10 protein-coding genes are annotated in these 12752 nt (G+C 67.9%); all 10 read left to right on the plus strand.

Going from position 1 to position 12752, the window contains the following annotated elements; all coding sequences use genetic code 11:
- Positions 1-74: 74 nt before the first annotated feature.
- The 10 genes from leuS (at position 75) to AC1AZA_RS01405 (ending at position 12737) form a co-directional block, all read left to right on the plus strand.
- Entirely contained in the window at positions 75-3041 is a 2967-nt protein-coding gene (gene leuS / locus AC1AZA_RS01360) for a leucine--tRNA ligase (RefSeq protein WP_476512952.1), read from the plus strand.
- A 316-nt stretch (positions 3042-3357) separates the two neighbouring features.
- Positions 3358-3873, plus strand: a complete 516-nt coding sequence (locus AC1AZA_RS01365) for a ComEA family DNA-binding protein (protein WP_476512953.1) — start codon at positions 3358-3360, stop codon at positions 3871-3873.
- 80 nt (positions 3874-3953) lie between these two features.
- Positions 3954-5750 (plus strand): ComEC/Rec2 family competence protein, encoded by a 1797-nt coding sequence (locus AC1AZA_RS01370; RefSeq protein ID WP_476512954.1) that lies wholly within the window; start codon positions 3954-3956, stop codon positions 5748-5750.
- A 75-nt stretch (positions 5751-5825) separates the two neighbouring features.
- Entirely contained in the window at positions 5826-6818 is a 993-nt protein-coding gene (gene holA / locus AC1AZA_RS01375; protein WP_476512955.1) for a DNA polymerase III subunit delta, read from the plus strand.
- The gene (gene tsaE / locus AC1AZA_RS01380) at positions 6815-7411 is read left to right on the plus strand and encodes a tRNA (adenosine(37)-N6)-threonylcarbamoyltransferase complex ATPase subunit type 1 TsaE (protein WP_476512956.1); all 597 of its coding nucleotides are present in this window, start codon (positions 6815-6817) and stop codon (positions 7409-7411) included. The genes holA and tsaE overlap by 4 nt, the downstream gene beginning before the upstream one ends.
- A 41-nt stretch (positions 7412-7452) precedes the next feature.
- Complete coding sequence (gene tsaB / locus AC1AZA_RS01385; protein WP_476512957.1) at positions 7453-8289, plus strand: tRNA (adenosine(37)-N6)-threonylcarbamoyltransferase complex dimerization subunit type 1 TsaB; 837 nt, start codon at positions 7453-7455, stop codon at positions 8287-8289.
- A 3-nt stretch (positions 8290-8292) separates the two neighbouring features.
- Positions 8293-8889 carry a ribosomal protein S18-alanine N-acetyltransferase gene (rimI, locus tag AC1AZA_RS01390; protein ID WP_476512958.1) on the plus strand — a complete coding sequence of 199 codons (597 nt, stop codon included), beginning with the start codon at positions 8293-8295 and terminating at the stop codon, positions 8887-8889.
- Positions 8886-9929: a tRNA (adenosine(37)-N6)-threonylcarbamoyltransferase complex transferase subunit TsaD gene (gene tsaD, locus AC1AZA_RS01395; protein WP_476512959.1), complete on the plus strand. Its 1044-nt coding sequence runs from the start codon at positions 8886-8888 to the stop codon at positions 9927-9929. The genes rimI and tsaD overlap by 4 nt, the downstream gene beginning before the upstream one ends.
- A gap of 111 nt (positions 9930-10040) precedes the next feature.
- Entirely contained in the window at positions 10041-10970 is a 930-nt protein-coding gene (locus AC1AZA_RS01400) for a LysR family transcriptional regulator (protein ID WP_476512960.1), read from the plus strand.
- Positions 10971-11429: 459 nt separating this feature from the next.
- Positions 11430-12737, plus strand: coding sequence for a MalY/PatB family protein (locus AC1AZA_RS01405; RefSeq protein WP_476512961.1), 1308 nt, complete (start codon positions 11430-11432; stop codon positions 12735-12737).
- Positions 12738-12752: the final 15 nt, after the last annotated feature.

Genomic DNA, 12752 nt, shown 5'->3' on the forward strand with positions numbered 1-12752 from the left:
GCCGGCGCGTCCGCGCTTTCGTCATGTGATACGCCGGCAAGCCGTGTCCAGCTGAAAGTCAATAATCAAGCACTATGAGTGACACTGAGAAGCACACCGATACCACGTCCGGCGACGAGCCCAAGTTCCGCTACAACGCGGCGCTCGCACAGGACATCGAAACCAAGTGGCAGCAGATCTGGGACGAGAAGGGCACCTTCTGGGCCGCGAACGTCCACGGCGATCTCAAGGACGCCGAGGGACGCAACGCCGAGGGACGTCCCGCCTTCTTCGCCATGGACATGTTCCCCTATCCGTCCGGCAAGGGCCTGCACGTGGGCCATCCGCTCGGCTATCTCGCCACCGACGTGGTCTCCCGCTACCACCGCATGAAGGGCGAGAACGTGCTGCACGCCATGGGCTACGACGCCTTCGGTCTGCCCGCCGAGCAGTACGCCGTGCAGACCGGCCAGCACCCGCGCGTGACCACTGAGGCGAACATCGCCAACATGTCCCGCCAGCTGCACCGCATGGGCCTGAGCTTCGACAACCGCCGCAGCTTCGCCACCATCGACCCCGGCTACGTGCGCTGGACCCAGTGGATCTTCTCGCGCATCTACGACTCCTGGTACGACGACGAGGCCACCAACCGCGACGGCGGCAAGGGCTGCGCGCGCCCGATCGCCACGCTCGTCGAGCAGTTCGCATCCGGCAAGCGCACCATTCCGGGACACGAGGGCAAGGCGTGGGCCGACCTGAGCGAGGCCGAGCAGGCCGACGTGCTTAACGACTTCCGTATCGCCTACATCTCCAAGTCCCCGGTGAACTGGTGCCCGGGACTGGGCACCGTGCTCGCCAACGAGGAGGTCACCGCGGAAGGCAAGTCCGAACGCGGCAACTTCCCGGTCTTCCAGCGCGAACTCAAGCAGTGGTCCATGCGCATCACCGCGTACGGCCACCGGCTCATCCACGACCTCGACGGCATCGACTGGCCGGACAAGGTCAAGCTCATGCAGCGCAACTGGATCGGCGAATCCCACGGCGCCTCCGTGCACTTCGCGGTTGAGACCCCGGCCGGCGAACGCGACATGGAGATCTACACCACCCGCCCGGACACGCTGTTCGGCACCACGTTCGCCGTGGTCTCCCCGGAGCACGACCTGCTGGCCGACGTGCCCGCCGAGTGGCCCGCCGAGACGCCCGAGGCTTGGAAGGGCGGCTACGCGACGCCGGCGGAGGGCGTGAAGGCCTACCGCCTCGCCGCGGAATCCAAGACCGCCAAGGACCGCGTGGACGAGGGCGGCGAGAAGACCGGCCTGTTCACCGGCCTGTACGCCGTCAACCCGATCACCGGCGCGAAGCTGCCGCTGTTCACCGCCGACTACGTGCTCATGGACTACGGCACCGGCGCCATCATGGCCGTCCCCGGCGGCGACCAGCGTGACTACGACTTCGCCGTGAAGTTCGGCCTGCCGGTCATCTACACCGTTCAGCCGCTGCCCGAATCCGGCGACGATCTGGCGAACTACGAGGGCAAGGCCCCGTTCGTCAGCCACGACGGCATCGTGATCAACTCCGCGGTGGACGCCACGAAGGCCAAGGGCGACGCCCTGAGCCTCAACGAACTTAGGGTGGACGAGGCCATCGCCAAGGTCAACGCATGGCTCGAGTCCGCCAGCGTGGGCAAGGGCACCACGTCCTACCGCCTGCGCGACTGGCTGTTCAGCCGCCAGCGCTACTGGGGCGAACCGTTCCCAATCGTCTACGGCGAGGACGGCACCCCGCACCTGTTGCCCGATTCGATGCTGCCCATCAACCTGCCGGACGTGCCGGACTACAGCCCGCGCACCTTCGACCCGATGGACGCCGAGTCCAACCCGGAGGCCCCGCTGAGCCGCAACGAGGAGTGGGTCAAGGTCAGGCTCGATCTGGGCGACGGCGAGAAGACGTATTACCGCGACACGAACACCATGCCGAACTGGGCCGGCTCCTGCTGGTACTACATGCGCTACATCGACCCGTCCGACACCGCCCACATGGTGGAGAAGGATGAGTTCGACTACTGGATGGGCCCGAACCACAACAGGTACTCCGGCCGCGAAGGCGGCGTGGACCTGTACGTGGGCGGCGTGGAGCACGCCGTGCTGCACCTGCTCTACTCGCGCTTCTGGCACAAGGTGCTCTACGATCTGGGCTACGTGGATTCGGCCGAGCCGTTCCACAAGCTGTTCAATCAGGGCATGATCCAGGCGTACGCCTACACCGACGACCGCGGCCAGTACGTGCCGGCCGACGAGGTGGTGGAAGGCCCCGCCGGCCCGGACGGCGAGCCGACGTTCACGTGGCACGGCGAGCACGCCAACCGCGAGTTCGGCAAGATGGGCAAGAGCCTGAAGAACATCGTCACCCCGGACTACATGTACGAGAACTACGGTGCGGACACGTTCCGCCTGTACGAGATGAGCATGGGCCCGCTGGCCGAGTCCCGTCCGTGGAACACGCGCAACGTGGTGGGCGGCATGCGCTTCCTGCAGCGCCTGTGGCGCAACGTGATCGACGAGACCACCGGCGAGGCCCACGTCTCCGACGATCCGCTGGACGCCAAGACCCTCAAGCTGCTCAACAACACGATCGCGGACGTAACCGTGGAGATGGAGGGCATGCGTCCGAACACGGCCATCGCCAAGCTCATCGTGCTCAACAACCACCTGACCTCCCTGAAGTCCGTGCCGCGCGCCGCCGTGGAGCCGCTGATCCTCATGCTCGCGCCCATCGCCCCGCACATCTGCGAGGAGATGTGGAACCGGCTGGGCCACGCCGAGTCCCTCACCTACGAGCCGTGGCCGGTGGCCGACGAGCGCTACGTGGGCCAGGACACGGTGACCGCCGTGGTGCAGATCAAGGGCAAGGTGCGCGCCAAGCTGGAGGTCTCCCCGGACATCGCGCCGGACGAGCTGGAGAAGCTGGCGCTCGAGGCCGTGGCCGACCGTCTGGGCGGCAAGGAACCGCGCAAGGTGATCGTCAAGGCGCCGAAGATCGTGTCGATCGTGCCGGCCGAGTGATCCGGGGCAGATTCCGGATTGCGCCCTGAGCGAACCCCATCCGCATGACGCGGGTGGGGTTCCTTGCATTTGCGGGGCTTGTTCACATTCGACCACAGGGGTGCGCCGATTGGACCCACGCACGGGCACGGTCCACGGTGGAGGCATGGAACCCATGACCGCCCTCGCACGACCCGGCACGATGCCGTCACTGCTGTGCCCGCCGCCTCCGCCGATGCCCGGCGTTGCCGCGGTCTCGCAGGTTGCGTCGACTGCGGTCGGCGGGGCTCCGGGCCCCTCGGCGGGCTCCACAGTGGAATCCGCGCCGGATCGAGGCATGCTGGGTCGCTTGGCCGGGGTGAATCGCAGCGATGACCTGATGCGCGAACGCGAACTCGACGAGTCGGCGCGCAACCGCACCAGACCGCGGCTCACCCTCACGCCCATGCATGCGCTCGTCATCATGCTGTTGCTCGTGGGTGCACTGGCCGCAAGCCTGACCCTGCTGGCACGGCAGGCGATGAACGCGGCGCGCGTGGACGGTGATGTGGTTGCGGCCGCAGCCGCCGGGGAATCGCAGCAGTCCGAGCCGGGCCCGTCTTCCGGCGTGACGGCCTCGCCTTCAGGCTCTTCCTCGTCCTCGCCTTCGCCGGACGACGGCCGCGTGAACCTCAACACGGCCGGGGTCGCTCAGCTCGACGCGGTCAAGGGCATCGGCCCGGCCATCGCGCAGCGCATCGTGGACCATCGCAATCGCAACGGGCCGTTCTCCAGCGTGGACGACCTGCTTGACGTGCCCGGCATCGGCCCCAAGACCCTGGCTAAAATGCGCGACCAGCTGGTGGTGCGATGAATGCGGCAGACAGTGGAGGCGCATCGCATCGGCGGCTCCGCCGTGCGCGGCTGCAGGCGCATGCTCGATCGCGGCGACCAATGTCGTGGCGGGTGTTGCGGCGGATTCCGGACACGGCTCATGAGCAGGGCAGCCGAGACTGGCGGCTGATTCCCGCGGCCGCGGGTGTGTGGACGTCGGCCCTGCTGTGCGGCGGTCCGGTTTCCGGCGGGACTCTGACGGCGCTCGCGGCGCTCGCCGTGCTGACGGTCGTGTGCGCGGCGGCCATGGTCCTTGCGGCGCGTGGCGATCGACGGGCCGCGGCCGTCTCCCGACGGATTGTATCCGCCGATCGGCGCGGTGTCTCCGTTATGCGGCGCCTCCTGCGGTTCGCGCTGCCGCATCTGACCGTGATGTGCGCGGGCATGCTCGTGGCCGGACTGTCCGCGGCAGGGCACGCGTGGGTAGAGTCGCGCGGACCGGTGCGCGCATCCATGCGGGAGCGTGGCGTGCCGGTCGCCGTGACGTTCCGTGCCGACGAGCCGCCCGTCTCCTCCGATCGGCGCGGCTACGACTGTCGGTGCGACGGCACGGTGACCGCCCTGCTGCGGGACGGCGTGCTGACTGGCGAACGCGCGTCCGTGCGTGTCTATGCCGCGGCGGGCGACTGCGCGCTGCGGCAGGGCGGCACCTACTGGATGCGCGGCACGCTGGAACGTCCCGAATTCGGCACCGCCCCGGCATGGATCTCCGCAGACGGCACTGTCGGCGGGAACGATGCCGTGCAGGAGCTGCACCCGCCGTCCACGCTGCGCCGGGCCGTCCATACCGCGCAATCGGCATTCGTGCGCGTCACGCAACGGCTCAGCGAACAGGGCCAGCTGCTCGTACCGGGACTGACCCTCGGCATGCTCGGCAGCGACATCGCGGACCCCTCCATGCGCGATGCATCGATTCCCACCGTCAACCCGGTGTACGCCACGCGAGTGGAGGACGCCTTCCGCGTCTCGGGCATCATGCACCTCATGGCGGTCTCCGGCGGGCATTTCGCACTGATCGGCGTACTCGCCCGCCGTCTGTGCGGACTGCTGCACATAGGGCGCCCCGCCATGCCGGCGCTTGTCATGGGCGCCTACGCCGGGCTCGCCGGGTGCATGATGCCCGCCGACTCGGTGCTGCGGGCCCTTGTCATGGGCGGCATCGGCGCGTACGCGCTCCTGCGCGGCAGACGGGCGCAGGGCATAAGCTTGCTGTGCGTCACCGTGGCTGCGTCGATCATTCTCAGCCCCGCTCTGGCGCGCAGCATGGGATTCGCCCTGTCCTGCGCCGCGGTGGCGGGCATCGTCTGGTGGGCGCGGCCGATCGGCGAGGCGCTGGCCACGTTCGTGCCGGAGCCCGTGGCCGAAGCCGTGGGCGTGACCGTGGCCGCGCAGGCGCTCGCCCTGCCGCTGCAGACGCTCATGGAACCGCAGCTGCCGCTGCTCGGCGTGCTCGCGAACCTGCTGGTCGCCCCGGTCGTCGCCTTCGCCACCGTGGCGGGGCTGCTGGGATTGGCCGTCAGCTGGCTGTCTCCTGCGGCCGGCTACGCGTGCGCATGGATCGCCTCCTGCGGTACGCGGCTCATGGAGGTCACGGCCCTGTGGTGCGCGGACAGCCCGATCGTCGTGCTGCCGTGGGCCGAGGGAGCCGCAGGTGCTCTGCTGCTGCTCGTCTTGGGAATCGCCGTGGCGTTTGCCGTGCGGTGGGCGGGTCGCGGCGGCATCCCGAAAACCGATGGCGCACAGCCGCCCGGACACGCGTCGCCGTACCGGCCGCATGCCGTCGCCCGGCTCGGCAGATGGCTGGATGACACCCGGGCCATGCTGCGCGCCGGCACATGGTCAACGCGCACGAGATAGTCGGCCATGCGGCCCGCCGCATGGCCGGCACCCGGGATACACTGTGTACGATCACACGGGAAGGAGCGGCGGACCATGGTACGAACGGCACGCGCACAGGACGGTAAACCGCCTTTCCGTATCGTCTTCGGCGGGGACGCGTACCTCAACGACCGCATGGCCCGCGACCTATGCCACCGGGCCATGGAAGCCCGACCGGACGCCGAGATCATCGATCTGGACGCCGCGACCGCAGACTCCTATGCGTTCGACGAAGCCGTCAGCCCCTCGCTGCTCAGCGACGTGGCCATCGTGCGCGTGGCCAATCTGCAATCGGCGGACGAGCGTCTCGGCAACGCCATGGCCGCCTACGCCAAGCAGTGCGTGGCAGACCCGGCGAATTCCAGCATTGTCATCTGCCGGCACGAAGGCGGCAACAAGGGCAAGCGCATCGTGGACCAGCTCATACGCGCGGGAGCCGTGAAGGAGGACGTGCCGGACCTGAAGAAGCCGGAAGCCAAACTCAACTTCGTCTACCAGTGCTTCGAGCGCGACGGCCGGCGCGTGGATCCGATCGCCGCCCAGCAGCTCGTGAGCGTACTGGGGGAGCGGACCGGCGAACTCGCCGCCATGTGCCACCAGCTCGCCTTCGACTTCGACGACGACCCCATGCCGCTCGCCCGCGTCAACCAGTACCTTACCGCCAACCCGCAGGTCACCGGCTTCACCGTCGCCGACCGCGCCGTGGAAGGCCGCACCGCGGAAGCGATCATCGCCATGCGCTCCGCCGTGATGCAGGGCACCGATCCGATCGCCCTGATCGGCGCGCTCGCCAGCAAGCTGCGCACCCTCGCCAAGGCCTCCGCCGTCAAGGCCGGCACCATCAGCGCCGCGGAAGCGAAAACCAACCCGTGGGTGCTGCGCAACGCCACCCGGCAATTGGGCGGATGGACGAGCGGCGGACTCTCCCGGTGCATCCAGACCCTCGCCTGGGCCGACGAACAAAGCAAGACCAACGGGGGAGACCCCCTCTATGCGCTGGAAACCAGCATCGAACTCATCAGCAGGAAAGGCCGGAACGAGCCATGACCGCCACACACGGCAACCCCACCGCATCCATCGGCATCGACGTGCCCACGGACACGGCTATGCGCACCCTCGGCGAGCGCATCGCATCCATGCTCCGCGGCGGCGACGTGCTGCTCCTGTCCGGACCGCTCGGCGCAGGCAAGACCACGTTCGCGCAGGGCATCGGCACGGGACTGGCTATCACGGGACCCATCGTCTCGCCCACGTTCACCATCGCCCGCGAGCTCGACGGCCGGTTCGCGGACGGCACGCCCGCCCATCTGGTGCACGTGGACGCCTATCGGCTCGGCGGCTCCGGCTACGCACCCGGTCAGGACGCGCGCGACGCCCTGCTGGACGAACTCGAATCCCTCGGACTGGACGAGGAGCTCGAGGACCCCCGCGACGACACGGTCGTGCTCATGGAATGGGGCGAGCAGATGGCCGCGGCGCTGATCGACGAACGGCTCGAGATCCACATCGACCGGCCGGCCATGGCCGTCGGGGCGGCAGGCGACGATCCGATCGGGGAGCCGACCAGCGATGGGACTAGAATCGTCACCTTGGTGCCGGTCGGCGGCAAGTGGGCCGACCGCATCGCAACGCTTGCATAACGGCCGGATATACGCCGGACAACGCTGAAAGGAAGGCACGCATGGCGGCAACGCTGGTGATCGACACCTCGTACGGGTCCACCGTGGGGATCGTCGGGCACGAACCGATCGTGGAGACCGATTCGCGCACCCACGTGGAGCGGCTGCAGGTCAACATCGCCCGCGCCGTGCAGGACGCCGGACTCAAACCCGGCGACATCGACCGCATCATCGTCGGTCTTGGCCCCGCCCCCTTCACCGGGCTGCGGGCCGGGATCGTCACCGCCAAGGCGCTCGCCTTCGCCACCGGGGCCGAACTCATCGGGCGCAACGTGCTCGAACCGCAGGCGCAATGGAACCCCATCCGGCGCGGCGGCGACGGGCACGCCGCGAACCCCGGAGCCAAGCGCGTGCTCACGCTTGCCGTGAACGACGCCCGGCGCCGGCAGCTGTACTTCGAACTGTGCGACCAGCCGTATGACCCGCACACCGAGGACGACGGGACCGCCGCACACCCCGTGCCGTCGGAACCCCTGATCGCCATGGACATCGACTACCCGGCGAACATCGCCAGCCGTGTGAACGACGCCGTGAACGCTTATGCTGCCGCCCGTCCCGGCCTGGATGCGGCTGACGTGACCGTGGATGTGATCGGCCACGGCGCCGCCAAATACGCCGACGCGCTCGCCGGCATCGAGCATCTCGGTGATGTCGTCGACGCCTCCGTGCTCGACCAGGGTAAACAAGGGCTCGGCATCTTCGCATGCGATGCCCTGCTGGCCCATCAGGCCAACCCGGACGCGCCCGTGGAGCCGCTCTATCTGCGCCGACCGGACGCCGAGGTGCCCAACCCGTTGAAGCACGTGCTGGGCCACGGCGGCACCCGCAAGGACGCCTGAACCATGATCGTGGACATGAACGAACTGGGCTTCGAACGTTCCGTGGCCGCCGTACGCGCACTGGAGGTCGAGCTGTTCGGCCCCCACGCGTGGAGCGAGAACGCGGTGCGTCAGGAGCTCGCCGCGCCCGCCCGCACCTACCTGTTCGATGTGGACAGCGACGCGTGCAACGACGGTGACACGGTCGGCACGGTCGGCACGGTCGGCACCGTGCGTGGATTCGCCGGCTACTGGTACGACGGCGACGACGCGGAGATCATGGACGTCGGCGTCGCCAAGGCCTTCCAGCGCCGCGGCGTCGCTTCCCGGTTGCTTGCCCGGCTCATCGACTCCGCCCGCGGCCGGGGCGCTCGCCGAGTGCTCCTCGAAGTTGCCGTCAACAACAACCCGGCCATCGCTCTCTACCGGCGGTTCGGCTTCGAGCCCATAGGACTGAGAAAGCGTTACTACCAGCCCGAAGGCATCGACGCGCACGTCATGGCACTGGACCTCAACCCCCGGCCCGTGGGATTCGCTCCCGCCGGCCCGTCAGATACGGTCAGCCCAATCAGTCCCGTCAATCCCATCTCGACCACTCGCAAGGAAGGAACCGCGCAATGAGCGAACCCGTGGTGCTTGGCATCGAATCGACATGCGACGAAACCGCCGCCGCCATCGTGCGCGGCCGTGAACTGCTGTCCAACGTGGTCGCCTCCTCCATGGAGGAGCACGCCCGCTACGGCGGCGTCATTCCCGAAATCGCGTCCCGCGCGCACGCGGAGGCCTTCGTGCCATGCGTGTCCAAGGCGCTCGCGGACGCGAACATGGACCTTGCTGACGTGGACGCCATCGCCGTGTCCGCCGGTCCCGGACTGGCCGGATGCCTCGCCGTGGGCGTTTCCGGCGCGAAGGCGCTCGCATGGGCCGCGAACAAGCCGATCTACGGCATCAACCACGTGATCGGGCACATCGCCGTCACCCAACTGCAGTTCGGCCCGTTCCCGCCGGACACGCTGGCCCTCATCGTCTCCGGCGGCCACACGTCCCTGCTGCACGTGCAGGACGTGGCCCGCCACGTGGACGTGGTGGGCACCACGCTGGACGATGCGGCGGGGGAGTGCTTCGACAAGGTGGCCCGTCTGCTCGGCTTCCCCTACCCGGGAGGCCCGCACATCGACCGTCATGCGCAAAGCGGCGATCCGCACGCCATCAAGGTGCCGCAGGGGCTCACGCAGGGTCAGGCCGGCGCCCGACACCCGTATGACTTCAGCTTCTCCGGCGTCAAGACCGCCGTGGCCCGCTGGGTGGAGGGACGGCAAGCCGCCGGACTCGACGTGCCCGTGGACGACGTGTGCGCCTCCCTTGCGGACTCGGTGGCCACCGTGCTCGCCAGAAAGGCCATGCACGGCTGCGAACAGTACGGCTCCAAAACGCTCATTGTGGGCGGCGGTTTCTCCGCCAACTCACAGCTGCGCGCCAAGCTCCTCGAATACGGTGAGCGCCATGGCGTGGAGGTGCGCATTCCGCGCGTCCAGCTGTGCACGGACAACGGTGCCATGGTCGCCATGCTCGGCGTGAACCTCGTGGAGGCCGGCGTGGCCCCCAGCGCTCCGGACTTCGCCATCGATTCCGCCATGCCCATGGACCGCATCTCCATGTGACCGTGCTGCCGTGCTGCCGTGCGGCTGTGCGGTGAAGGGGCGCTGTGGTGGCCCGCGTTCCGGCGCGTCGAGCCGTTGCGCGGCAATGCGCATGGACTACAATCGCCGGGCATGAGGCATGTGAATCCGCAACTGTTGGTGACGCTCTGGAACGTGGCGCGGTGCGGGTCTCTTGCGGCCGCCGCGCGCGAGATCGGCTGGTCGCAGCCGGCAGTCAGTCAGCAGATCCGCAAATTGCAGGATGAATGCGGATGCGTGCTGCTCAAGCGCACGTCGCACGGCGTCACGCTCACGCCGGCCGGCCAGCTGCTCGCCAAGCACGGCGAGATGATCGCCAACCGTCTGCTGCAGGCCGAACAGGATCTGGCCGAATACCGCCGCGGCAGCGAACGCCGGCTGCACGTGCTCGCCCCGCCGTCCATCTGCTCCACCATCCTTGCGCGTACGCTCGTCAGGATCGGGCAGACTTCGGACATCACCGTGCGCCTCACGCAGATGGAACCGCCGGAAGCCGTGCGCAGTCTTGCCGCCGGTGGTGGCGACTGCGCGCTCGTGTTCCAATACGATGCGCTTTCCCGCGCCCCGCTCGCCAACGACGACTGCACGGTGGAATACTGCGGTCGCGACCCGCTGCGTCTGCTCGTGCCGCGGAGCTCCGCGGTCGGCCGGCGGCACGAACGTGACGGCGAGCCCGTGGACCTGTCCCGGCTTGCCGACCAACGGTGGATCGCCGGTTGTGAAACGTGCCGCGCCAACCTCATGGGCATGGCCCGTTCCGCCGGTTTCGTGCCGGTCATCACCCACTCGACCGAGGACACGTGGGTCACGCAGAACCTCGTGGAAATGGGACAGGGCGTCTCGATCGTCTCGGCACTGTCCATCCACAACGCGCTGCAGGGTGATCTGACAGCCTGCCCGATCGCGGACGACCGGGCCTACCGCACCATCGAGATGGTGACCCGCAAGGGCGACGAACGCCCCGAACTGCAGCAGCTCCGGGAAGCCATCCGCCAGACCGCCAAGCGGTTCCTCATGGTGTGAGCGGTCGGGTTGCACGAGAGGCGCCGTCAACCGGCATCGGATTTGTAACATTGTTACAAAAAGCATGGCTGACAGGCCGTTGGAGACGCGTTTTGTAAATCCGTTACAAAATACGCCGCTAAGCCGCGCTGGGACACCCGAATTGTAACGGCGTTACAAATATGATGGCTTAGCGCGCGCCCGAGACCAGATTTGTAACTTTTTTACAAAACGATTGTGGGGAGAGGAGCGGACGGACAGAAGCGGACGGGCAATCGGGAAGCTATGCATGCGGACCGACCGTCGGCATTGTCGGCCCTGTCTGGCGACGGCGGCCGTCTCGCCGTTGCCGTCAACCTGCTGGTCAACCCTGCCGGTCAACCCACTGATATAAGCAAACCATGGGGGAGACTAAGCGGCATGCTGCGCCGGGCGGTGGCTCGCGGCCGTCGCGTCGGGCAGACTCGAACCATGGATACCATGACACTGCATCGCCCCGCACGAACCGTTCCCGCGCCCATCGCGGAGCATCGTCTCCTCGAGGGAGATCCCGCCGCAGCCGGATTCGACGCCCGTGCCATCGACGCTCAGACTCCCGAGCAGCTTGCCGCCACATGCAGCGACAAATGGACCCGCTACCCCGGTTGCACCGGTGCGTTCATCGCGGAAATGGATCTGGGTCTCGCCCCGTGCATTCAGAACGCGCTCATCGACGCCGTGCGCCAGTGTGAACTCGGCTACATCTCCGACCCGTGGAAGCGCCGCGTGGCACGGGCCTGCGCCGACTGGCAGCGCGAACGGTACGGATGGGACGTGGATCCCGCGTGCATCCGCCCCGTGCCGGATGTGCTCGAGGCGTTCGAGGTGTTCCTACGCGAATTCGTGGGAGCCGGGCGATCGATCGTCGTCCCCACGCCGGCCTACATGCCGTTCCTCAGCGTGCCGCGTCTCTACGGCGTGAATGTGATCGAGATCCCCATGCTGCGTGCCGAGGGGAGCGATGGCGTGGACGGCTGGTCGTTCGACTTCGCCGCGATCCGCACCGCGTTCGAGCATGGCTGCCGCGCCTTTGTGCTGTGCAATCCGCACAATCCGATCGGCAAGGTGCTCACCGTGGACGAGATGCAGACCATTTCCGCGCTCGCCGCCGAATACGACGTGCGCATCTTCAACGACGAGATCCATGCGCCGTTCGTGTTCGAGGGCCGGCACGTCCCGTTCGCCACGATCGGCCCCACGGCGGCCATGCAGTCCATGACCGCCACGTCCGCTTCCAAGGCGTTCAACATTCCCGGCATCAAGTGCGCGCAGGTGATCCTCACCAATCCCGCCGATCTGGAGATCTGGATGGGCCGCGCCGAATGGTCCGAACACCAGACGGCCACCATCGGGGCGGTCGGCGCCGATGCCGCTTACCGAGGCGGCGCCGCATGGCTCGACAACGCGCTCGCCTACCTGCGTCGCAACGTCGAGCTCATGAACCGCGAAATGACCGAACGCTTCCCCGGCGTGCACTACGTTCCGCCGGTCGGCACCTACATTGCCTGGCTCGACTTCACCGCATTGGGCTTGAACGACCCCGCCGCCTACTTCCGCGAGCGTGCCCAGGTGGCCATGACCCCCGGCATCGAGTGCGGCGCCAACGGCGTAGGCTGTGCGCGCTTCAACTTCGCCATGCCCTATCCGCTTCTGGAGCGCAGTCTTGATCGGATGCATGCGGCCCTCGAGGAGGACGGGCTGATAGGTGCCGGCGTGCCGTCCGCGCGTTCGTTCGCCATGCGGGCATAAGCGTGCGGCCTTCGG

It is taken from the genome of Bifidobacterium sp. LH_389, assembly GCF_056357235.1.

What these genes read in the sequence shown, in the direction of transcription:
- leuS (WP_476512952.1), top strand. Translation starts at nt 75, where the DNA reads ATGAGTGACACTGAGAAGCACACCGATACCACGTCCGGCGACGAGCCC.
- AC1AZA_RS01365 (WP_476512953.1), top strand. Translation starts at nt 3,358, where the DNA reads ATGCTGGGTCGCTTGGCCGGGGTGAATCGCAGCGATGACCTGATGCGC.
- AC1AZA_RS01370 (WP_476512954.1), top strand. Translation starts at nt 3,954, where the DNA reads ATGTCGTGGCGGGTGTTGCGGCGGATTCCGGACACGGCTCATGAGCAG.
- holA (WP_476512955.1), top strand. Translation starts at nt 5,826, where the DNA reads ATGGTACGAACGGCACGCGCACAGGACGGTAAACCGCCTTTCCGTATC.
- tsaE (WP_476512956.1), top strand. Translation starts at nt 6,815, where the DNA reads ATGACCGCCACACACGGCAACCCCACCGCATCCATCGGCATCGACGTG.
- tsaB (WP_476512957.1), top strand. Translation starts at nt 7,453, where the DNA reads ATGGCGGCAACGCTGGTGATCGACACCTCGTACGGGTCCACCGTGGGG.
- rimI (WP_476512958.1), top strand. Translation starts at nt 8,293, where the DNA reads ATGATCGTGGACATGAACGAACTGGGCTTCGAACGTTCCGTGGCCGCC.
- tsaD (WP_476512959.1), top strand. Translation starts at nt 8,886, where the DNA reads ATGAGCGAACCCGTGGTGCTTGGCATCGAATCGACATGCGACGAAACC.
- AC1AZA_RS01400 (WP_476512960.1), top strand. Translation starts at nt 10,041, where the DNA reads ATGAGGCATGTGAATCCGCAACTGTTGGTGACGCTCTGGAACGTGGCG.
- AC1AZA_RS01405 (WP_476512961.1), top strand. Translation starts at nt 11,430, where the DNA reads ATGACACTGCATCGCCCCGCACGAACCGTTCCCGCGCCCATCGCGGAG.